The 21,022-nt window shown below is 72.2% G+C and carries 23 protein-coding genes and 1 tRNA gene; 13 read left to right on the top strand and 11 right to left on the bottom strand.

From position 1 onward, the window contains the following. Positions 1-4: 4 nt before the first annotated feature. Positions 5-1,159: an MFS transporter gene (locus tag ACQPXG_RS06455; protein WP_433466693.1), complete on the bottom strand. Its 1,155-nt coding sequence runs from the start codon at positions 1,157-1,159 to the stop codon at positions 5-7. Positions 1,160-1,239: 80 nt separating this feature from the next. Between ACQPXG_RS06455 and ACQPXG_RS06460 the strand changes: the two genes are divergently transcribed. Further along, positions 1,240-1,653, top strand: a complete 414-nt coding sequence (locus tag ACQPXG_RS06460; protein ID WP_433466694.1) for a MarR family winged helix-turn-helix transcriptional regulator — start codon at positions 1,240-1,242, stop codon at positions 1,651-1,653. A gap of 96 nt (positions 1,654-1,749) precedes the next feature. Next, on the top strand, positions 1,750-2,088 hold the full coding sequence (locus tag ACQPXG_RS06465; RefSeq protein WP_433466695.1) for a hypothetical protein: 339 nt from the start codon (positions 1,750-1,752) through the stop codon (positions 2,086-2,088). Between the two features lie 5 nt (positions 2,089-2,093). Here the strand turns inward: ACQPXG_RS06465 and ACQPXG_RS06470 are convergent, their stop codons facing one another. Further along, positions 2,094-3,173, bottom strand: a complete 1,080-nt coding sequence (locus tag ACQPXG_RS06470; RefSeq protein WP_433466696.1) for an oxidoreductase — start codon at positions 3,171-3,173, stop codon at positions 2,094-2,096. Positions 3,174-3,261: 88 nt separating this feature from the next. Continuing rightward, a complete protein-coding gene (phoU, locus tag ACQPXG_RS06475; protein WP_433466697.1) occupies positions 3,262-3,924 on the bottom strand; it encodes a phosphate signaling complex protein PhoU in 663 nt (220 codons plus the stop codon). Between the two features lie 174 nt (positions 3,925-4,098). On the opposite strand from phoU, the gene ACQPXG_RS06480 reads away from it, so the two are divergent. Both ACQPXG_RS06480 and ACQPXG_RS06485 read left to right on the top strand, forming a co-directional pair. Beyond that, entirely contained in the window at positions 4,099-5,313 is a 1,215-nt protein-coding gene (locus ACQPXG_RS06480) for a sensor histidine kinase (protein WP_433466698.1), read from the top strand. Then, positions 5,310-5,990 carry a winged helix-turn-helix domain-containing protein gene (locus ACQPXG_RS06485; protein WP_433466699.1) on the top strand — a complete coding sequence of 227 codons (681 nt, stop codon included), beginning with the start codon at positions 5,310-5,312 and terminating at the stop codon, positions 5,988-5,990. Before ACQPXG_RS06480 ends, ACQPXG_RS06485 begins: the two co-directional genes overlap by 4 nt. Positions 5,991-6,122: 132 nt before the next feature. Here the strand turns inward: ACQPXG_RS06485 and ACQPXG_RS06490 are convergent, their stop codons facing one another. Beyond that, positions 6,123-7,049, bottom strand: a complete 927-nt coding sequence (locus ACQPXG_RS06490) for a hypothetical protein (protein ID WP_433466700.1) — start codon at positions 7,047-7,049, stop codon at positions 6,123-6,125. Positions 7,050-7,200: 151 nt separating this feature from the next. After that, positions 7,201-7,974, bottom strand: coding sequence for a hypothetical protein (locus ACQPXG_RS06495; RefSeq protein ID WP_433466701.1), 774 nt, complete (start codon positions 7,972-7,974; stop codon positions 7,201-7,203). A gap of 343 nt (positions 7,975-8,317) precedes the next feature. On the opposite strand from ACQPXG_RS06495, the gene ACQPXG_RS06500 reads away from it, so the two are divergent. Together ACQPXG_RS06500 and ispF are read left to right on the top strand one after the other, a co-directional pair. Continuing rightward, positions 8,318-8,800, top strand: coding sequence for a CarD family transcriptional regulator (locus ACQPXG_RS06500; RefSeq protein ID WP_021599843.1), 483 nt, complete (start codon positions 8,318-8,320; stop codon positions 8,798-8,800). A 34-nt stretch (positions 8,801-8,834) separates the two neighbouring features. Further along, entirely contained in the window at positions 8,835-9,305 is a 471-nt protein-coding gene (gene ispF / locus ACQPXG_RS06505) for a 2-C-methyl-D-erythritol 2,4-cyclodiphosphate synthase (protein WP_433466702.1), read from the top strand. 19 nt (positions 9,306-9,324) lie between these two features. Here the strand turns inward: ispF and fahA are convergent, their stop codons facing one another. The 3 genes from fahA to ACQPXG_RS06520 are packed head-to-tail and all read right to left on the bottom strand — an operon-like array spanning position 9,325 to position 12,496. Further along, positions 9,325-10,542, bottom strand: a complete 1,218-nt coding sequence (fahA, locus tag ACQPXG_RS06510) for a fumarylacetoacetase (RefSeq protein ID WP_433466703.1) — start codon at positions 10,540-10,542, stop codon at positions 9,325-9,327. Between the two features lie 59 nt (positions 10,543-10,601). Beyond that, positions 10,602-11,378: a hypothetical protein gene (locus tag ACQPXG_RS06515; RefSeq protein ID WP_433466704.1), complete on the bottom strand. Its 777-nt coding sequence runs from the start codon at positions 11,376-11,378 to the stop codon at positions 10,602-10,604. 59 nt (positions 11,379-11,437) lie between these two features. Beyond that, positions 11,438-12,496: a DUF2637 domain-containing protein gene (locus ACQPXG_RS06520; RefSeq protein WP_433466705.1), complete on the bottom strand. Its 1,059-nt coding sequence runs from the start codon at positions 12,494-12,496 to the stop codon at positions 11,438-11,440. Between the two features lie 206 nt (positions 12,497-12,702). Between ACQPXG_RS06520 and ACQPXG_RS06525 the strand changes: the two genes are divergently transcribed. The 6 genes from ACQPXG_RS06525 to ACQPXG_RS06550 all read left to right on the top strand — a co-directional run bounded on the left by ACQPXG_RS06525 (position 12,703) and on the right by ACQPXG_RS06550 (position 18,708). Then, the gene (locus ACQPXG_RS06525; RefSeq protein ID WP_433466706.1) at positions 12,703-13,446 is read left to right on the top strand and encodes a DUF6585 family protein; all 744 of its coding nucleotides are present in this window, start codon (positions 12,703-12,705) and stop codon (positions 13,444-13,446) included. 97 nt (positions 13,447-13,543) lie between these two features. Further along, positions 13,544-13,909 (top strand): YciI family protein, encoded by a 366-nt coding sequence (locus ACQPXG_RS06530; RefSeq protein ID WP_433466707.1) that lies wholly within the window; start codon positions 13,544-13,546, stop codon positions 13,907-13,909. After that, positions 13,906-15,174, top strand: a complete 1,269-nt coding sequence (locus ACQPXG_RS06535; protein ID WP_433466708.1) for an RNA polymerase sigma factor — start codon at positions 13,906-13,908, stop codon at positions 15,172-15,174. The genes ACQPXG_RS06530 and ACQPXG_RS06535 overlap by 4 nt, the downstream gene beginning before the upstream one ends. A 99-nt stretch (positions 15,175-15,273) precedes the next feature. Continuing rightward, positions 15,274-16,668 carry a cysteine--tRNA ligase gene (gene cysS / locus ACQPXG_RS06540; protein ID WP_433466709.1) on the top strand — a complete coding sequence of 465 codons (1,395 nt, stop codon included), beginning with the start codon at positions 15,274-15,276 and terminating at the stop codon, positions 16,666-16,668. A gap of 116 nt (positions 16,669-16,784) precedes the next feature. Beyond that, entirely contained in the window at positions 16,785-17,702 is a 918-nt protein-coding gene (gene rlmB / locus ACQPXG_RS06545) for a 23S rRNA (guanosine(2251)-2'-O)-methyltransferase RlmB (protein WP_433466710.1), read from the top strand. 121 nt (positions 17,703-17,823) lie between these two features. Continuing rightward, positions 17,824-18,708, top strand: coding sequence for an EamA family transporter (locus ACQPXG_RS06550; RefSeq protein ID WP_433466711.1), 885 nt, complete (start codon positions 17,824-17,826; stop codon positions 18,706-18,708). Here ACQPXG_RS06550 and ACQPXG_RS06555 read toward each other — a convergent pair. From ACQPXG_RS06555 to ACQPXG_RS06565, 3 genes are read right to left on the bottom strand one after another with little or no spacing between them, the layout of a single operon-like run. Next, on the bottom strand, positions 18,634-19,869 hold the full coding sequence (locus ACQPXG_RS06555; RefSeq protein ID WP_433466712.1) for an RNA polymerase sigma factor: 1,236 nt from the start codon (positions 19,867-19,869) through the stop codon (positions 18,634-18,636). The two genes, ACQPXG_RS06550 and ACQPXG_RS06555, sit on opposite strands and share 75 nt — an antisense overlap. After that, positions 19,866-20,213, bottom strand: a complete 348-nt coding sequence (locus ACQPXG_RS06560) for a YciI family protein (RefSeq protein ID WP_433466713.1) — start codon at positions 20,211-20,213, stop codon at positions 19,866-19,868. The genes ACQPXG_RS06555 and ACQPXG_RS06560 overlap by 4 nt, the downstream gene beginning before the upstream one ends. After that, positions 20,210-20,785: a dihydrofolate reductase family protein gene (locus ACQPXG_RS06565; protein ID WP_433466714.1), complete on the bottom strand. Its 576-nt coding sequence runs from the start codon at positions 20,783-20,785 to the stop codon at positions 20,210-20,212. The genes ACQPXG_RS06560 and ACQPXG_RS06565 overlap by 4 nt, the downstream gene beginning before the upstream one ends. A 151-nt stretch (positions 20,786-20,936) precedes the next feature. Between ACQPXG_RS06565 and ACQPXG_RS06570 the strand changes: the two genes are divergently transcribed. Further along, a tRNA-Thr gene (locus tag ACQPXG_RS06570) sits at positions 20,937-21,009 on the top strand. Positions 21,010-21,022: the final 13 nt, after the last annotated feature.

Raw genomic sequence — 21,022 nt, forward strand, 5'->3', positions numbered from 1 at the left:
GTGGTCAGACCTTCGCCGGGGCGGGGCGGCGGTCCCGGCGGTGGATGTGGACGGCCGTGGCCAGGCCCGCCACGGTGAGGAGAGCGGCGGCCGGGTAGAGGGAGCGGAGCCCGGGCCCGGCGATGAGCGTCCCGCCCAGCCAGCCGGCGACCGCGGCGGCGACCTGGTAGCCGGACGCGTTGACGGCCACGGCGAGGGTCGGCGCCGCGCCCGCCGCGGTCAGGACGCGGGCCTGCATGCCCGGGATGATCGCGAAGGCCAGCAGACCCAGCGCGAACGTCAGCACCACGGCGAGCGGCTTGCTGCCGCCCGCCGCCCAGAAGATCGCCAGGGTGGCGGCGAGCGCGGCGAGCAACCAGATCAGGGACGGCATCAGGGCACGGTCGGACAGCCGGCCGCCGAGCAGGTTCCCGGCCACCGCGCCGGCGCCGTACACGAGCAGCAGCACCGGGACGGCGCCCTCGCCGAAGCCGGCGATCTCGGTGAGCAGCGGCGCGATGAAGGTGAAGACCGTCACGACGCCCACGTTGCCGAGGGCGGTGAGGACGATCGCGAGGCGGACGTCCCGGCCCGCGAACACGCGCAGTTCGCCGCGGAGCGACCCGGTCGCGGCCTCCCCGTCGGGGACGAAGCGCAGCACCATCAGCAGGGCCACGGCGCTGACGGCGGCGACCGCCGCGAAGGTGACCCGCCAGCCGCGGTCCTGGCCGACCAGTGTGCCGATCGGGGTGCCGAGGACGATGCCGAGGTTCAGCCCCAGTGCCACCTTCGCGATGGTGGACGCCTCCCTGCCCGGTGCGGCCATCGAGACGGCGGTGGCGATGGCGACGGCGAAGAACGTGGCCACGATCAGCCCCGCGAGGAAGCGCGCCGCGAGCAGCACGGGGTAGTTCGGCGCCACCGCGGAGCCGAGGTTGCCCGCGATCGACACGGCGACGAGGCCGATGATCAGCGGTCTGCGGGGCAGTCGCGCGGTGAGCGCGGTGACGACCGGCCCGCCGACGATCATGCCGAGCGCGTAGGCGGTCACCAGCCGTCCGGCCGCGGGGACCGACACCGACAGGTCGCCGGCGACGTCCGGCAGGATGCCCGCGATCACGAACTCGCCGGTGGTCAGGCTGAACACCACCAGCATGAGGGACAGGACGGGAAGGGGCACGAGGCGCTCCATTTACTTCGAACTCGGATGATTCGAACTAGCAATATCATGGTTCGAAGCACATGGGCTACACTCGGGGCATGGACGAGCGGATGGAGCGGGACGTGTGCAAGCTCGTCCACAAGTTCGCGCAACGGCTCGACGTCAACGTCCGTCACATCGCCGACGACGTGGGCATGACCGCCACCCAGGTCGTCGCGCTCCGGGAGCTCTCCGAGCCGATCACCGCGCGCGAGCTGGCGAACCGCATGGTCTGCGAAGCGTCGAACGCGACCTTCGTCATCGACCGCCTCGAACGGCAGGGCCTCGTCGAGCGCCGCCCGCACCCGAGCGACCGGCGCGCCAAGCAGATCGTCCTCACCCCGGAGGGCGTACGGGCCCGCGCCGACGTACTCGAACGGCTGGACACCCACTCGCCGCTGACGCCGCTCACGCCGGACCAGCAGGAATCCCTGCGCGACCTCCTCCAGGCCCTCCTCGGGAAACCTGAGTAGTCGCGGCAGCCCCGACTGAGTAGATGCGCGCTGCCGCGCCGGCCCTGCCAAGGCGACGATGAACCTGATCGCGAACGCGTGTCGGGGAGGCCGAGGATGAATCAGCAGCGCACCGGAAACGTGTCACTGGGGGCCGTGCTCGCCCTGCCCGTGGTGATCCTGCTGAGCGGGGTGCTCGCGCTGGGCAACCTGGCCGTGGCCGCGCTGACCTCCGCCGGGCCGGACTCCTGCGGAGAGGTCTCCTGCTCCGGCAGCGGTTCGTTCGCCGCGATCTTCACCGGGATCGCGGTGTTCTCCTTCGGGTCGGCGGTCGCCACCGCGTTCACCCTGCGGCCGGCGCGTGCCGCGGCCCGCTTCGTGCTGATCGCGATGGCGCTCGTGGTCCCGGTCCTGGCGGACCTGGTCGCCTTCGCCGCCGCCCCCGAATGGCTCTGACGCCGCTAGCCGGCGCGGGTGAAGACGAGACGGGCCGCGCGGCCCTTCTCGCCCGCGGCCCAGCACGCGCCGCCGGAGGCGCAGTCGACCGTGTCGAAGCTTCCGGTGTCGAACCGGGTCCAGGTGCGGCCGCCGGTGAGAGTGCCGTCGCTGCCGGTCGGGCCCACGGCCAGCGCGGCCGGGCCCGAATACGCGACTCCCGACCGGTATTCGGCCGGAGGACGGCGCGCCGCCTGCCACGTCCGGCCGCCGTCGCCGGTCGTCGCGGCCGCCGTCGGGGACGGTTCACCGGGCCGGTAGTCGCCGCCGACCGCGATGCCGTGCCGTGAGTCGCGGAAGGCCAGCGCGAACACTCCCTGGGACGGGCTGCCCGGCAGCGGCGTGTCGGCGACGGTCCAGGTGAGGCCGCGGTCCCCGGAGTGGAAGACGCGTGACCGGGACCCGCCGCCGGTGGCGAGCCACACGTCCCGGGACCCGTGGCTCACGAGGCACTGCCCGCTCGCGGCGAATCCGGCCTCGCCCTCCAGCGCGGGAGGCATCCCCGCGGACGGCAGCACGCGCCAGCTGCGTCCCGCGTCTCCGGTGGCGATGAGGCGGAACCGGCCGTCGACCGGGTCGCTCATGGCCAGCCCATGCCGGGAGTCGAAGAACGTCATGCAGTCGTAGAACGCCTTGGGCTCGTCGTTCCTGAAGCCGAGGGTCCAGGTGCGGCCGCCGTCCGAGGTCGCGTAGACGCGGGACGCGTCGCCCTCACCGATGGCCAGCACGACGGCCCGCCGCGCGTCGAAGGCCTCGATGTCGCGGAACTCCAGGCCCGCCGCGCCGGCCGGGGCGACGTTCCGCCACGTGCCGCCGCCGTCGGTCGTCCGCAGCACCGTGCCGCCGCTGCCCGCGAGCCAGGCGACGCTCCGGTCGACCGCCGCCAGCCCGCGGAGCCGCGCCTCGCTTCCGGTCGGCGTGAGCCGCCACGCCGGCCCGCCGGGCGTGGCCCGCGCGGTGCCCGGCGCGGCGAGGGACGCCGCGACCACCGCCCCGCACATCCCGGCGAACGACATCTTCCGGACCAGCGCCCGCATCGGTCTCATGAGGCGCAAGCTAACGAACGATGATCAGGCCGTCCAGACCCGCGAACGCCCGGGCGCGACAGCGCCGGGCGTTTCGGGCGGGACCGGATCAGGCCGGGTCGTTGATCTCTTCGGGGCGCTGGCCGGTCACGAGGTAGACGACGTTCTCCGCCACGTGGACGGCGTGGTCGGCGAAACGCTCGAAGTAGCGGCCGGCGAGCGTGATGTCGACGGCCGGCTCGACGCCGTGCTTCCACTTGGGGGACAGCAGGATGTCGAACAGGCGCCGGTGCAGGCGGTCCATCTGGTCGTCGTCGGCGTCCAGTTCGAGGCCCATCTCGACGTCCTGGGACGCGATCACGCTGCCCGTCTTGGCGATCATCCGCTCGGCGATCTGCCCCATCTCCAGGACGGTCGCCTGCAGCTCGGGCGGGACGGCCGACTCGGGGTGCCGGCGGCGGGCGGTCTTGGCGATGTGCACGGCGAGGTCGCCCATGCGCTCCAGGTCGCCGCTCATCCGCAGCGCGGTGATCAGGGTGCGCAGGTCGCCGGCGACGGGCTGCTGGCGGGCCATCAGGTCGAACACCGTCGCCTCGATGTCCGCGTCGATCTTGTTGACGTGCTCGTCCCCGCTGATGACCTCCTCCGACAGTCGCAGGTCGGCGTCCAGGAGGGCGGTCACCGCGCGGGCCATCGCGGACCGCACGAGGCGGGTCATCTCCACCAGACGGTCGGTGAGTGAGTCGAGTTCCTCGTGGTAGGCGTCGCGCAATTCAAGTCCTTCGAAGTGAACGGGGCGGGCGGGGCAGGGCGGACTCGCCCACGCAACAGCCTGCCCCATGGCCGTGAACGTGTCCGGATAACAAGGTGAACTTTCGGGGAACGAGACCGTGTTGACCAGGGCCGAGGGGAAGCGTTACTCCGAACGCCGCTTACGATCCGAGGTGTGGAGGTCGAGATAGTAGCGAGCCTGACCGGGCTCGCCGGGCTCGCGATCGGGCTCGCGACTGGATTGGCGGTGCGCGTGAGCGAGCGAGCCCAGCGGACGGCGGTTACGACGGCTTCGGTGGGCACCCTGCCGCCCGGCGTCGCCTCGGTGCTGAGCGTCCTGAGGTCCTCGGCCGTAGTGGTGGACAGCGAGGACCGGGTCCTGCGCGCCAGCTCCGCCGCGCGGGCATTCGGCCTGGTCAGCGGTGACCGGCTGGTGGTGGACGAGGTGCTCGCCATGGCCCGGCTGGTCCGCCGGGACGGGGAGATCCGGGAGACCGAGATCCAGGTCGGGCCGACCGGAGCGCGGAGCCGCGCGGACGGCCGCTGGTTCGCGGTCCGGGTCGCGCCGCTCGGCTCGCACGGGCTCGTCCTGGTCCTCGCCGAGGACCTCACCGAGATGCACCGCACCGAGGCGATCCGCCGCGACTTCGTGGCGAACGTCAGCCACGAGCTGAAGACACCGGTCGGTGCCCTGTCGCTGCTCGCCGAGACCGTCGAGGGCGCCGCCGACGACCCCGAGGCCGTCCGCCGGTTCGCGGGACGGATGCAGTACGAGTCGGTGCGGCTGACCAACCTCGTCCAGGACCTGATGACGCTGTCGCGCGTCCAGGGGGACGAGCCGCTGCCCGCGCTGAACCCCGTCGACCTGGACGAGGTGATGGCCGAGGCGCTCGACCGCTGCCAGATCAAGGCGTCCTCCAAGGACATCGACCTGGCGTCCGGCGGCGAGGACGGCCTGCAGGTCCGCGCCGACCACGAGCTGCTGGTCACCGCGCTGCGCAACCTCGTCGACAACGCCGTCGCCTACAGCCCCGAGAACACCCGGGTCGTGGTGTCGACCCGCAAGAGCGACGAGTGGCACGTCGAGATCAACGTGACGGACCAGGGCATCGGCATCCCGCACGGCGAGATCGAGCGGATCTTCGAGCGGTTCTACCGGGTCGACCCCGCCCGCTCCCGCCAGACGGGCGGCACCGGGCTCGGCCTCGCCATCGTCAAGCACGTCACCAGCAAGCACGGCGGCGACGTGACCGTGTGGAGCAAGGAGGGGCACGGGTCGACGTTCACGATCCGGCTCCCGCTGCTCGACACGCCGCGCCGCCCCGGTGCGTCCGCCGCACGGACCGTAGGGAAAGCCCAAGAGAACACCGCCCGGGAGGCAACACCGTGACCCGCGTGCTCGTCGTTGAGGACGAAGAGTCGTTCAGCGACGCACTGTCGTACAACCTGCGCAAGGAGGGCTTCGAGGTGGCGGTCGCCGCCACCGGCCCCGACGCGCTGGACATCTTCGATCGCAACGGTGCCGACCTCGTACTGCTCGACCTGATGCTGCCCGGGCTGCCCGGCACCGAGGTGTGCCGGGAACTGCGCGCCAAGTCCAGCGTCCCGGTGATCATGCTGACCGCGAAGGACAGCGAGGTCGACAAGGTCGTCGGGCTGGAACTCGGCGCCGACGACTACGTCACCAAGCCGTTCTCCACCCGGGAACTGATCGCCCGGATGCGCGCCGTCCTGCGCCGCCAGGGCGAGGTGGAGGAGCTGGCGCCCGCGACGCTGGAGGCCGGCCCGGTCCGGATGGACGTGGAGCGGCACGTGGTCAGCGTCGGCGGTGAGCCCGTCCAGCTGCCGCTCAAGGAGTTCGAGCTGCTGGAGGTGCTGCTGCGCAACGCCGGCCGCGTCCTCACCCGGATGCAGCTGATCGACCGCGTGTGGGGCGCCGACTACGTGGGCGACACCAAGACGCTGGACGTCCACATCAAGCGGCTCCGCGCCAAGATCGAGGAAGCCCCCTCCACACCGCGCTACATCGTCACCGTCCGCGGCCTCGGCTACAAGTTCGAGCCCTGATCGCCGCGGTCCGGCAGGCGAGCCTGAACCGGAGAACGGCCCGTCCGGGGGTGGGACGGGCCGTTCTCTGCGTTCAGGCCGAGCGGAGCTCGTCGTTTGATTGGTGGTGGGTGGGGGCTGGAGGACGGTGGCTCAGTGACCGGCGGCGGGGGTCTCCGTCGTCGTGGGGGACGACTCGGCCCCGCCCGGCTCGGTGCCGGGGGTCGGTGAGGAGGTCGCGGCCCCGCCGGGCGTCTCGCTCCCGGGGGTCTGGGCACCCGGGGTCTGGGCGCCGGGGCTCTGCGGCGTCGGGGTCGGGGTGCTGGGCACCGGCGGGTAGGTCGCGAACTCGCCCTGCCGCGACACCACCGGGACCTGGAACTCGACGGACCCGGCCTTCTCGAACTGCATCGTCAGCGGAACCGAGGCCCCGGCGATCAGCTCCTTGCCGAGGTTCGGCAGCACCACGAGCGGCTGCTCGCCGCCCGGCGTAGCCGACGGTGTGCCCTGCGTCGCCGGCGGTGTGCTCTGCTGCGGCCCGGCCGTGTTGCCGGACGTGGGGGTCTCCGAAACGTTGGGCGTCGCGCCCGCACCGGTCGGCTCCGGCGTGGCACCGGTGGCCGGCTGCCGGGTCTTCTTCTTGGCCGGAGCCGTCGGGGTGGGGGTGGCCGACGGCGTGCCGAGCAGCCGGTTGAAGCTGCCCGTCCCGTCCGGCGCGGCGGGCGGGAGGACGATACCGCCGCCGTCGATCTTCGCCTTGCCGCCGAACGCGGGGGAGGTGACGGAGACGAGGCGGTCCTGCCGGCCCTTGACCTGGTTGATGATCACGCCGTAGAGGGCCATGGACGTGCCCGCCGGGATCGGCTGCCCCGGCTCCGGCCCGAGGAGGAACATCTGGCGCAGGTCGATCTGCGCCGCCGAGGGCCGGTTCTTCGGGACCGTCACGTTGACGCCCTCGGTGAGCTGCGTCGGGCGGGCGGACTGGGGCTGCTCGCCGGCGCCGCAGCCGGAGATCACCGGCGCGATGGCGACGGCACCCGCCATGGCGAGCACGACCACTCGACGGCTGTTTCGGATCACGGCGTCGGTCTCCTCGCGAAATGTCATAACAGACGTGGCATCGATCGGAAAGCTGTGGCGCGGCGTGAGACACGCCAGGGGAAGCGTAGCGAGGTACTGCCGTCAACCCCTCCCCGGGGTCGCCGACACGCCCGCCGGGGCGGCCCGTCGCTCAGCCGGACCGGAGCGACTCCACCCTTCCCGTGAGCTCCGGGCCCGGCTGCGGACCGCGGGCGACCTCGGTCACGACGCCGTCCGGCTCCACGAACACGGCGGTGAGCCCGGTTCCCGTCGGGCCGGGCGTCCCGGGCGCGGGGGCGTAGGCACCCGCGAGGACGCCGCCGCGGTCCTCAAGGATCAAGGGCGCCCCGTTGTGGGCGGTGCCCGCGCACGCCTTCAGGTCCTTCAGGGAGGTCGGCTTCTTGCCGCCGGCCGGGCGCGGGTCGGCGACGAGCCAGAAGTTCAGCTTGTACTGCTGCGTCCTGCCGGCCAGCTCGGCCACCACGTTCTCGCACCGGTACGCGGGCGGGACGATGCCGATCACGCCCGGACGCAGGTCGCGCAGCCTCGCCGGCGTGCGGTCGCCCGTCACCAGGTCGACCTTCCCGTCCGGCAGGAGCCCGCCGACCCTGCCGGGGCTCGCGGAGGGGCGCGGCGCCAGCTGGGCGCCGGTGGGACGGGGCGCGGGACGGGGCCCGAACGCGGTCATCAGCACGCCGCTGAGCAGCGCGACGAGCAGCGCGCCCGCGATGATCGGGATGGCGACGCCGAACCGGGTCAGCGGGCCGGCCAGCCGCCGGGTCCGCGCCCTGCGCCGCCGCCGGCGCTCCTCGCGGCGGTAGGCGACCACGTCCCGTTCGAGCTCGCGGGCGTCGTCGGGCACCACGACGTCGACGCGCGGAAGCCCGTAGTCGTCGGGCTCCGGGTCGCCGCCGTCCGGCCTCACGCCGCACCTCCCTCGCGGATCCGGGTTCCCTCGGGACGCCGTCCTATTCAGCCGCTTTGGTACCCACACGGGTTGGCATGTTCACATCCCAGTATGGAACCCGCCCGCGCCTTCCGGGAGGCGGATGCTTGTAACCGGGGACGGATGACCGGTAATGGCGTCCCGGCGGAAGCACGGTGCCCTGTCGGCTACGCTGAGTGTGGGGAACTGGACGCCGATGCACCAATAAAGGGCTTTGTCAATACCCCAATATGCGGGCTGACCTGCGCATTTGTCGGGAAGGCCGGTTCGGACACGCTCGTTTCCGTGCTACCCTGGTTCTAGCGGAAGGGGTACTTGTCACATGACTTTCCAGGTCGGCGACACCGTCGTCTACCCCCACCATGGGGCTGCTCGGATCGAGGCCATCGAGACTCGCACCATCAAGGGTGAGGACAGGACCTATCTGGTTCTGAAGGTTGACAAGGGTGACCTGACAGTGCGGGTCCCGGTCGAGAACGTCGAGGACGTGGGCGTCCGGGACGTCGTCGGCCAGGATGGGCTGGAGAAGGTTTTCGAGGTTCTTCGCGCACCCTACACCGAAGAGCCCACCAACTGGTCGCGCCGGTACAAGGCGAACCTTGAGAAGCTCGCGTCCGGTGATGTCAACAAGGTCGCCGAGGTCGTCCGCGACCTCTGGCGGCGCGACAAGGAGCGCGGCCTGTCCGCGGGTGAGAAGCGGATGCTCGCCAAGGCGCGCCAGATCCTGGTCAGCGAGCTCGCGCTCGCCGAGAAGACCAACGAGGACAAGGCAGAGGCCCTGCTCGACGAGGTCCTGGCCAGCTGAGCGGCCGGCCGAGTTGAACGAACGGCTTCCGCGGGTGGGCGTCGGCACCGACGTCCACCCGTTCTCGTCTTCCCCGCGCCCGCTGTGGGTCGCGGGGCTCGAATGGCCGGGCGAAGGCCACGGCCTCGCCGGGCACTCCGACGGCGACGTCGCCGCGCATGCCGCCTGCGACGCGCTCCTGTCGGCCTGCGGGCTCGGCGACCTCGGCGCGGTCTTCGGCACCGCCGACCCGCGCTGGTCCGGCGCGTCCGGCGTCGACCTGCTGCGCGAGGTGGCCCGGCGGGTGGACGAGGCCGGCTACACGATAGGCAACGTCGCCGTCCAGATCATCGGCAACCGCCCGAAGATCGGCAAACGCCGCGGCGAAGCGGAGAAGACCCTCACCGAGGCCCTGGGCGGCGCTCCGGTCACCGTCTCCGCCACCACCACCGACGGCCTGGGACTGACCGGCCGCGGCGAGGGCCTCGCCGCCATCGCCAACGCCCTGGTCCTCCCGCCCGCCTGACGGGTTCCGTCCGCGGTCGCTAGGGCTGGGCGGGGTGGACCGTGCCGGTCACCTCGCCGAGGGTGATGCGGGAACCGGAGGCTCCCGGAGCCTGGGCCCGGATCGTGACCGTGTCGCCGTCCTCCAGGAACGTGCGTTCCGTTCCGTCGGCCAGTTCCAGGGGCTCCCGGCCGTTCCAGCTGAGTTCGAGCATGCAGCCGCGCTGATCGCGTTCCGGCCCGGAGACCGTCCCGGAGGCGAACAGGTCGCCGGTGCGCAGCGGGGCGCCGTTGACCGTGGCGTGGGCCAGTTGCTGCGGCGGCGTCCAGTACATGGACGCGAACTGCGGCCGCGTCGCCACCTGACCGTTGATCAGGACCTCCAGGTAGAGGTCCAGGCCCCACGGCTCGTCGCACCTCAGGTAGGGGAGCGGAGCCGGATCCTGGACGGGCGGGGAGACGCGCGCCGGCTCCAGCGCCGCGACCGGCACCACCCACGAGGAGATCGACGTCGCGAACGACTTGCCGAGGAACGGGCCGAGCGGCTGCGACTCCCACGCCTGCAGGTCACGGGCGCTCCAGTCGTTCACCAGGACGAACCCGAACACGTGATCGCGGAACGCGCCCGCCGGGACGCCGCGCCCCGCGCTGGACGGGACGCCCGCGACGAATCCCACCTCCGCCTCGAAGTCCAGCCGCAGCGACGGCCCGTAGGACGGCTCGGGATCGCCCGGCGTCCGGCGCTGCCCCGACGGGCGGATGATCGGCGTCCCGGACGGGTACACGGTCCCCGCGCGGCCGTGGTAGCCGACCGGCAGCCGCTTCCAGTTGGGCCTCAGCGGCTCGTCGTGCGGCCGGAAGATCCGGCCCGTGTTCGTGGCGTGGTGCTCGGACGAGTAGAAGTCGACGTAGTCCGCGACCTCGAACGGCCGCAGCAGTTCCACGTCCGCGACGGGGATCAGGTGCGGCTCGACCCGGTCGCGGTACGACTCGTCGGTGAGCAGGTCCGTCAGCCGGTCCCGGTTCGCCTGCCAGGCCGGACGTCCCGCGACCATGAAGGCGTTCAGCGACCCGGACGCGAAGTACCGGCGGTCCTCCACCAGGCCCGCGGCGGACAGCTCTGCGAGGTCGAGGACGCGGTCGCCGATGGCGACACCGACGCGCGGAAGCTCCCTGGGCCGGGAGAAGATCCCGTACGGCAGGTTCTCGACGCCGAAGCCGCCGTCCGCACTGCCTTCAACCCACGAAACGGTCGTCATGGAGACTTATCTTCCCCGGCGATTCCCTTTCATCCGGTGCGTGCCGGGGCCTGCGGTGGTCACCCCACCCGGGTGGAAAAGGGGGCTTTCCTGATCAGGTCGAGGGTGCTCAATGCGGTGCCCAGGCCGGGAACGGCGAACGCGGTCAGCAGGCGGCGGGCGGCTTGCGTCGCGTCCCCGGTGAGCGACCCCAGGTCGGCGGCCACGCCGGTGACGTCGCGGCGTCCGAGCGTCCGCTGGACGTCGCCGTCACCGGCCACGGCCTGCGCCGTGGCCAACAGCACGGTCGGAAGACTCCGAACGGGACCGGAGCAGGTGATCGGCAGGTCACGCTCGGCGCAGGCCGAGATGAACGCCGCCGTTGCGGAGGCCGGGCCGTCCAGCCGGAAGTCGGCGCCCAGTGGTGCGCCGTGGGCCCGGGCGGCGGCGATGCGGTCCAGTGCGTCCCGCCAGCCGGGCGAGCGGCGCACCTCGATGTGCGCGGGCACGCCGGACGGGAGCCGGGCGAGCGTGACGGCGGCGGCCCGCGCCTGGTCGGCGTCCTCAGGGAGGGCGAGCCGCACCGACGCCGGCCGGACGCGGGGCTCCGCGCGCATGGCGTCCAGCGCTTTCGGCACCTCATCGATCCCTATGTCCGCGACGAGCACGAGGTCCAGAAGGTCTTCCGGGACGAGATGGGTCCGCAGTTGGGGGAACCAGGAGGCGGGGCACAGAAACCGCCCGACGCCAGGGTCCTGGGCGGCCTCCCGGTAGGCGGGCAGCGCCTCGTCCATGGGGGCATGGCCTGGCGGGAGGAGTGCGGCGTCGTCGACGAGCCGGGCTAATAGGGCACTCATGCCGGTCCACTACCCGTGGACCCGCCTCTTATGGGATCCCCGCGCGAGCCGTCCCGCCCCTAGTCGGCGGGCGGGGTGGGGCCGCTGCGGAAGTTGCTGGACGGCGGCGGGTTCCAGTCCTTGTCCGGGCGGTCGCCGGCGTCGGGGTCCTCGGCGCGGTCGGCGGGCGGGTCGTCGTGGTCGTCCTCGTCCGTGCCGTGGGGCACGGGCATCACGATGTCCGGACGGGTCGTCGCCGCGACCGGGCGCTCCTCCGCGGGCCCGTGGTCGCGGCCCCGGACGAGCTCGACGTCCGTCGGCAGGAACGCGGGCGGCGAATCCAGCGGCGGGCGCGGCTCCGGCAACGGGTCCAGCGGCGGCGCGGGCTCGGACGACAGGCCCTCTCCGTACGCGGCGGGCTCGAACCCGCGCGGCGACCTCTCCTCGGCGGCCGGTTCGGGCTCCTCGGCCTGGAACGGCAGGATCGGCTCGCGCTCGTCCTCCGGTTCGGGCTCGTGCTCGTGCTCCGGTTCGGGCTCGGGCTCGGGCTCGTCCAGGAAGGTCAGGGGCGACTCCGGTTCCGCCTCCTCGGCCGCCGCCTCCAGCGCCAGCGGGGGCGGCGTGGGCTCCAGGACCTTGACGTGGCCGCGCTGCGTGTCGACGGGCGCGGCCTCCTCGTCGGCGGGCCGCGTCACGCGGATCTGCTTGAACATCGTCAGCCACAGCCAGACGGCGATCACCAGCATGACGTGCGGTGCCACGGCCACACCCACCCGCACCGGGTCGTCCGGGAGCGAGCCGAACCCCCGGACCGAGTGCTGGACGGAGATCGCCGCACCCCCGGCGACGAGGAGCAGCAGCAGCGTCCAGCGGAGCAGCCGCGTCCACCAGCGGGCGTTCCTGGTGACGACGAGCGACAGGATCGTCAACGCGGTGAGGGTGTCGGCCATGACGGGGTACAGCGGCGCCCAGCGGCGGCTCACCCGGCCGGCGACGGCGAGTTCGCGGAGCATGGCGTAGGTCAGCGCGAACGCCGCGCCCGCCAGAGCGGCGACGACGAGGCCGGCGACGGCCGTGAGCAGCCGCCGCTGCGCGAGGGTGTACCGGGGGCCGCCGGGCCGGGTGGGATCAGATGGCATGGCTCTCGTTCCGGAAGGGAGGGTTCCTCCGCCGAGATTAACCAGCCCGGGCCGCACCGAACCGCAACTTCTTGGTGATCACCATGTCGCTGCGCACGATAAGTGGGGAGACGTACGGTATTGGTGACCACAGGGCAGGGAGGGCAGCGATGCCGTACGGCAGGTTCGTGAGTGCGACGCGGGCCCGCACGGCCGGGTAGCGCGCGGTGGCGCTGCCTCGGGACCGGCTCGGCGAGCCGGTCCGGACCTTCGACGGACGTGCCGCGAGCCGCCGCACGTGGGCGTGGCTCGCGCTGCTCGGGCTGGCCGCGCTGGCGCTCGTCCCCGCGGCCATCGCGTACCTGAACGACCGCGTGTGGTGGGTCGGCGTCCCGGCGCTCGTCCTCTCGATGGGATACGCGGGCGCCGTCGGATGGATCGCCGGACGGGACCGCCCGCGCGTCCGCGGCCGCGTCGCCTGCCTCTACACCGGCGGCCTCGCGGTCAGCGGGCCGGGCGGTGAGGCCGGCTACACCTGGGACGAGCTCGTCTCCGTGACGGTCGCCGGGGTTCCGGGCGGCCCGGGCGGGCGCATCCGGTGGCGTTTCACGATCGTCGCGGACGACGGAAGCGTGCTGCGCCTCGGCGACGACATTCCGGACGTGCGAACCCTCGGCGTGACGGTCGCGGAGGAGGTGACCGCCCGGATCGTCCCGCGGCGGCTGGCGGCGGTGCGGGCGGGGGAGCCCGTGCGGCTCGGCCCGTTCACCGTGCGTCTGGGCGGCGTCGAGAAGGACGGCGAGCGGCTGCCGTGGAACGCCGTCCGCGATGTGGCGATCGAGAACGGCCTCGTGACCGTGCACGCGCGTCCCGGCCGGATGGACCTGATCACGGTCGCCTCCCAGATGCCGGACGCGCTCGCCTTCACCGTGCTGTGTCACCAGGTCAGAGAGCTGACCGAATCTTCGTGAAGAATTCTCCGCCGGGTATGTCGAGAACCGGCGGGCCGCTCCGATCCTTCTGTGACGGCCCGCGAACGGGGGCCGCCCGACGATGAGGAGAGACCACATGAAGTACATGCTGCTGATCTTCAACCGCCCCGGTTTCGTCGAGGAACTGGCGGAGGCCGAGCGCGACGCGCTGTTCGCCGAGGTCGGCGCGATCATGAAGGAGCTGACCGAGTCCGGCGAGTGGGTCGGCGGGGAGGCGCTCGCGGACCCGTCCACCACCAGGACCGTGCGGGAGCGGGGCGGGCAGCCGGCCGTGACGGACGGGCCGTTCCTGGAGGCCAAGGAGCACTTCGCCGGCTACCTCACCGTCGACTGCGAGTCGGAGGAGCGGGCGGTCGAGATCGCCAAGCGCTGGCCGGACGTCCGGTACGGCGGGCACATGGAGGTCCGGGCGATCATGAGCGAGGCCGGGACGGAGATGTGAGCACGTTCCCCGGCCCGGACGGCGCCGCCGTCGAGGACCTGCTGCGCACCCTCGCTCCGCAGGTCCTCGGCACGCTCGTCCGGCGGCACGGCGCCTTCGACGCGTGCGAGGACGCCGTGCAGGAGGCGCTGCTCGCCGCCGCCGTCCAGTGGCCGGGGGACGGTGTTCCGGAGAACCCGCGCGGCTGGCTGCTGACCGTCGCGTCCCGGCGGCTCACCGACCAGTGGCGCAGCGAGCGCGCCCGCCGCGACCGCGAGGCCGCCGTCTTCGCGGAGGAGGTGCCCGAGCCGGGCCCGGACGAAGGCCGGCCTGGCGAACGCGACGACACCCTCACCCTGCTGTTCCTGTGCTGCCATCCGGCGCTGTCGCCGTCCTCGCAGGTCGCGCTGACGCTGCGGGCGGTCGGCGGGCTGACCACGGCGCAGATCGCCCGCGCGTTCCTGGTCCCGGAGGCGACGATGGCGCAGCGGGTCAGCCGCGCCAAACAGAAGATCAAGTCGGCCGGGGCCCGGTTCGTCCCGCCGCCTCCGGACGAGCGGGACGAGCGGCTGCGGGCCGTCCTGCACGTCCTGTACCTGATCTTCAATGAGGGCTACACGGCGTCCAGCGGTCCCGACCTGCAGCGCGGCGACCTCACCGCCGAGGCGATCAGGCTCACGCGGGCGCTGCACGACCTGCTGCCGGACGACGGCGAGGTCGCGGGGCTGCTCGCGCTGATGCTGCTCACCGAAGCCCGGCGCGCGGCCCGGACGGGCGGCGGCGGGCTGCTGGTCCCGCTCACCGAACAGGACAGGACGCTCTGGAACGCCGCGGCGATCGAGGAGGGCACCGCGCTGGTCACCGACGCGCTCACCTGGTCGCCGCCCGGCCCATACCAGCTCCAGGCCGCGATCGCCGCCGTGCACGCCGAGGCCGCGCGGCCGGAGGACACCGACTGGCCGCAGATCCTCGCGCTGTACCGGCTGCTGGCGCGCCTGTCCCCGAACCCGATGGTCACGCTGAACGAGGCGGTGGCGCTGGCGATGGTGGACGGTCCGGCCGCCGGGCTCGACCTGCTGCGGCCGCTGGACGGCGACGCCCGGATGTCCGGGCATCACCGGCTCGCCGCCGTCCGGGCCCATCTGCTGGAGATGGCCGGCGACCTGCCGGCCGCACGTGACGCGTACCGGGCCGCGGCGCGCACCACGACCAGCCTGCCCGAGCAGCGCTACCTGGAGTCCCGCGCCGCCCGGCTCAACGGAGGAGATGACGATGGGAAGTCCTGACGTTCCCGGCGCGAGCCTGCACTACGAGGTCGCGGACGGGTCGGCCTTCGTGTTCGGCAACAGCCGCGCGGGTGGACGCGGATCCAATAGCCTGTGCCTGTGAGCTTGCGCCTTTACGACACCGGTACCCGTAGCGTTCGCGCGTTCGAGCCCCTGGAAGAGGGCCGCGTGGGGATGTACGTGTGTGGTGCGACTCCGCAGGCATCACCGCACATCGGGCATCTCCGCTCGGGCGTCATCTACGACGTGCTGCTGCGCTGGCTGCGCGCGTCCGGGTACGAGGTGACGTTCGCGCGCAACGTCACCGACGTCGACGACAAGATCATCGCGGTGGCGGCGGAGCAGAACGTGCCGTGGTTCGCGGTCGCGGAGGGCAACCAGCGCGTGTTCACGCAGGGCTACGACCTGCTCGGCTGCCTGCCCCCGACGATCGAGCCGCGCGCCACCGGGCACGTCCCGGAGATGATCGTGCTGATGCGGCGGCTGGTCGAGAAGGGACACGCGTACGCGACGGGCGGCGACGTGTACTTCGACGTCAAGTCGTGGGCGGACGAGTACGGCGCGCTGTCGAACCAGCGGCTGGAGAACATGCGGTCGGCCGGCGACACCCCCAACGAGGACCTGAAGCGCGACCCGCGCGACTTCGCGCTCTGGAAGGGCGCCAAGCCGGGGGAGCCGTCCTGGGAGACGCCGTGGGGGGACGGCCGCCCGGGCTGGCACCTGGAGTGCTCGGCGATGGCGACCAAGTACCTGGGATCGACGTTCGACATCCACGGCGGTGGCGTCGACCTCATCTTTCCCCACCACGAGAACGAGATCGCCCAGTCCCGGGCCGCCGGCGACGGGTTCGCCCGCTACTGGCTTCACAACGGGCTCCTCACCGTTGACGGCGAGAAGATGAGCAAGTCGGTCGGGAACGTCGTTCTCCTGCCCGATCTGCTGGGCAAGGCCCGTCCAGTGGAGGTGCGTTACTACCTCGCCTCGGCGCACTACCGCTCGCTCATGGACTACACCGATGCCGCCTTGGCCGAAGCCGTCTCCGCCTACCAGCGGATAGAGGGGTTCGTTACGCGCGCCTCGGAGGTCGTCGGGGCGGGTTCGCCTTCCCCTGTGCCGGCCGCGTTCGCCTCCGCGATGGACGACGATCTGGGTGTTCCGCAGGCGCTGGCGGTGCTGCACGAGAACGTCCGGGAGGGGAACAGCGCCCTCGCGTCCGGCGACCATGACGCGGTGCGGGGCCATCTGGCGGCCGTCCGGGCGATGGCGGAAGTCCTCGGCATCGACCCGCTGTCGCCGCAGTGGCGTTCGTCCGGCGAGAACGATCTCCGTCCCGTCCTGGACGCCCTGGTGGCCGTGGCACTGGAGCAGCGGCAGGCGGCCCGCGCCCGCAAGGACTACGCGGCGGCCGACGCCATCCGCGACGGCCTGTCGGACGCCGGCGTCGTCGTCGAGGACACTCCGCAAGGCCCGCGCTGGGAACTGAAGCGCGGCTAGTTCCGGATAAAATCAGACGTTCGCGGGGGTTCGTCGCCGTCCCGCTGAGATCTTGAGCCGCCCGGCAGCCGCGAGGGCGAGCGAGCACGCAATCGTCGCGAGGGGCGTAAACGACAATGGCCAAGCGCAAGGGCAAGGGGCCCACCCCCAAGGCCGAGGACCGGCACTGGCACGGCAAGCGCCAGAAGGCCCGCGCCGTCAAGAACTCCAAGCGCACCGGCACCCCGACGGTGGGGCCGGGCGCACGCGCCAAGGCCGCGTCGGAGGGCCGGCCCACGTCCGGACGTCCCGCCGGGGCGCGGCGCGCCACCGGTGAGGTCCCCGAGCTGGTCACCGGCCGGAACCCGGTCGTCGAGGCGCTGCGCGCCGGGGTTCCGGGCACCGCCCTGTACGTGACGTCCGGGACGGACGAGCGGGTGCGCGAGTCGATCCAGCTGGCCGCGGACCGCCGCATCCCGCTGCTGGAGACGGGCAAGAACGAGCTCGACCGGCTGACCGACGGCGCCGTCCACCAGGGCATCGCGCTCCAGGTCAAGCCGTACCGGTACGCGCACCCGGACGACCTGCTCACGGGCACCGCCCCGCTGATCGTCGCGGTGGACGGGATCACCGACCCGCGCAATCTCGGCGCGATCGTCCGGTCCGCGTCGGCGTTCGGCGCGACCGGCGTCGTCGTTCCGGAGCGGCGCGCGGCGGGGATCACGGCGGGGGCCTGGAAGTCGTCCGCCGGGACGCTCGCGAACGTCCCGGTCGCGCAGGCCACGAACCTCACGCGGCAGCTGAAGGCGTACCAGAAGGCAGGCTGCTTCGTCGCCGGGCTGGACGCGCGCGGCGGCGTGACCGTCGCCGACCTGGAGGTCGCGTCCGGGCCGTTCGTGCTGGTCGTGGGCTCGGAGGGCAAGGGTCTCGGACGGCTCGTCGCCGACACCTGCGACATGCTCGTCACGATCCCGATGCCCGGCAAGGCCGAGTCGCTCAACGCCGGGGTCGCCGCGGGCATCGCCCTGTACGAGGTCAGCCGCCTGCGCTCCTGATCCCCGGCCGGCGTTGCCGGGTTGCCTTAACGGAAATAATCTCAACGTTCAGAGACTTGACGTTGGCGTACCTGCCATGTTGTTATCTCAACGTTGAGATTATTAATGTGAGGTGACCCGGATGACCGCCATCGCGCTACCGCAGGTCCTGCGGACCCGCTACGCGTCCGACCTCGCCCTCGCCGCCCTCGCACCCGCGAGCTGGGGCACCACCTACGTCGTCACCACCACCCTGCTCCCCGACGGCCGCCCGCTGCTCGCCGCCACGATGCGCGCCCTGCCCGCCGGGCTCGTCCTGCTCGCCGTCACCCGGCGCCTCCCGCGCGGCGAGTGGTGGTGGAAGTCGATCGTGCTCGGCCTGCTGAACTTCGGCGCCTTCTTCCCGCTGATCTTCTTCGCCGCCTACCGGCTGCCGGGCGGGGTCGCCGCGACGATCGGGTCGGTCCAGCCGCTGGTCGTGGCGCTGCTGTCGCTCGGCGTCCTGCGGATCCGTCCCGCCCGCGCCGTCCTGTACTCGGCGCTCGCCGGCACCGGGGGCGTCGCGCTGCTGACCCTGAGCTCCGACGCCCGGCTCGACCCGCTCGGCATCGCGGCCATGCTCACCGCCACCTCGCTCATGGCGACCGCGATCGTCCTGGCGAAGAAGTGGGGACGCCCCGAATCGCCGCTGGTCATGACGGGCTGGCAGCTCACGGTCGGCGGGCTCCTGCTCCTGCCGCTCACCCTCGCGGCCGAGGGCGTCCCCTCCTCCGTGACCGGCGAGAACGTCCTGGGCTTCGGCTACCTTGGCATCGTCGGGACCGCGATCGCGTACGCGCTGTGGTTCCGCGGCATCGACCGGCTGCCTCCGACGTCGGTGTCCCTGCTCGGCCTCACCAACCCGATGGTCGCCACCCTGGCCGGCCTGTTCATCCTTGGCCAGACGCTCACCTCATGGCAGGTGGCCGGCTTCACGATCGCCCTCGGCGCACTGGTCGCCGGCCAAACCCTCAGCAGGAGGCCGTGACCCGTCCAGACTGCGCCTCCGTCGCCGGAGAAAAGCCTTCTCGGCCTCGTTCTCGGTGCGCCCGACGGCCTCCTCGTACTCGCCGGCGGCCTCCGCCTCCCGCCCCAGCCGCCTCAGCAGATCGGCACGGACCGCGTGGAACAGGTAGTAACGGCCGAGGTCGAGCCGATCCACCAGGCCCAGCGCGGCCTCCGGCCCCTCGACCTCGGCCACCGCCACCGCCCGGTTGAGCGCGACCACAGGACTCGGCGCCACGACCATCAACTGGTCGTACAGCTCAATGATCTGCCCCCATTGCGTGTCCCCGGCGTCACTGTGCACCGCGTTGATGGCCGCCTGAATCTGATAGGGCCCGGGCCGATCGATCTCCAGACACCGCCGGACGAGCGCCCGCCCTTCCTCGACAAGCCCCCGATCCCACAACCCACGATCCTGCTCATCGAGCAGAACCAGCTCGCCTCGGACGAGCCGGGCGTCCCTGCGCGACTCGATGAGCAGCATCAACGCCAGCAGCCCCAGCACCTCGGGCTCGTCCGGCATCAACTCCCGGAGAACCCGCCCCAGCCTGATCGCCTCGGCTCCCAGTTCCGGACGCCCGCCGTACCCCTGGTTGAACACCAGATAGATGACCGCCAGCACGCCGGAAAGCCGCCCGGGCAGATCGGCGGCCTCCGGCACCCGGTACGGAATCCTCGCGTCCCGGATCTTCGTCTTCGCCCTGACCAGCCGCTGCGCCATCGTCGACTCCGGCACCAGGAACGCCCGCGCGATCTCCGCCGTCGACAACCCGCCCAGCAGCCGCAACGTCAACGCGACCCGCGCCTGCATCCCCAGGGCCGGATGGCAGCACGTGAAAACGAGCCGCAGCCGCTCGTCCTCCACGGTGTGGACCTCGGCCGTCTCGACCACGTTCACCATCACCGCCTGCGCGTGCTTCCCCGGCCGCGCCGCGTCCCGCCGCAGCCGGTCGATCGCCTTGTTCCGCGCCGTCGTGATGATCCACCCGGCCGGGCTGGGCGGCGCCCCGTCCGCCGGCCACCGCCGCACCGCCTCGGTGAACGCGTCCTGGACCGCCTCCTCGGCGACGTCGACGTCACCGAAGACGCGGATCAGAACGGCCACGGCCCGCCCGTGCTCGGCCCGGAAGACCTCCTCGATCACACCTCGCCCTGGAACGGCCGCACCTCCATCGGCAGCCCCGTCACCCGGACGAACCTGGCCGCCACCTTCAATGCCGCGTCCAGATCCTCCACCTTGATGATCGTGACGCCGCCGATGTGCTCCTTGCCCTCCGTCCAGGGCCCGTCCGTCGCGATCACCTCGTCGTCCCGCAGCCGCACCATCGTGCTCGCCTCCGGACCGTGCAGGCCCCTCCCGAACACCCAGCTCTCCTGCCGCTCCAGATCGCGCCGGATCTCCGCGATCTCCGCCATCACCGGCCCCAGCACCTCCGGCGGCGGGGGGTCGCCCACAGGCTGGATCATGTTGAGCGCGTACAGCTTCATGCGTCCTCCCTCTTCCGGTACGTCGCGATCACGACCCCGGTCGTCGTGATCACCGAGTCCACGAGCCGCAGGTCCTCGCGCGCCTCGCCGAACAGCCTGCGTCCCGTCCCGAGCACCACCGGATGAATCATCAGCAGCCACTCGTCAACGAGCCCCCGCCGCATCAGCCCGCCCGCGAGCCCCCCACTCCCGAGCACCGTCAGCCCCGTACGCTCCTTGACCGCGGCGACGTCCCCCACATCGCCGATGAGCACCGAGTTCTCCCAGGGCAGCGGCTCCCGCAACGTCCTCGACACCACATACTTCGTGACCCGGTTGAGCGCGTCCGTGTACGGGTTCCCGTCCGTCTGCCCGGGCCAGAACCCGTAGAACTGTTCGTACGTCCACCGCCCGAACAGCATCGCCCCGTCCCTGGCCATGCCCTTCGCCATCACGGAGCCCATGACCTCGTCATTCCCCGCGGCGGCCCACCCACCGCGCGAGAACCCGCCCCGCGTGTCCTCGTCCGCCGCCGCCGGAGCCTGCATGACCCCGTCAAGCGACAGATGCTCGACCAGAACCAGCTTCCCCATGCCGATCCCTCCCACTACCGGCCGGCCCATCGCCGACCTCTCACCCCCTACACGAACGCACTCCCCGAGGATCGACACCCCACCCGGAAAACTTCCCCCGACCCTCCCGAGCGAGCCCCACCCCAAGTCGACTACGATGCGGGACGAGCCCGCCGGCGTAGCTCAATTGGCAGAGCATCTGTCTTGTAAACAGAAGGTTAGGGGTTCAAGTCCCCTCGCCGGCTCCCACGTCAAAGG

This window comes from Spirillospora sp. CA-128828, from assembly GCF_050945415.1.
In the GTDB taxonomy this organism is placed as follows: Bacteria; Actinomycetota; Actinomycetes; order Streptosporangiales; family Streptosporangiaceae; genus Spirillospora.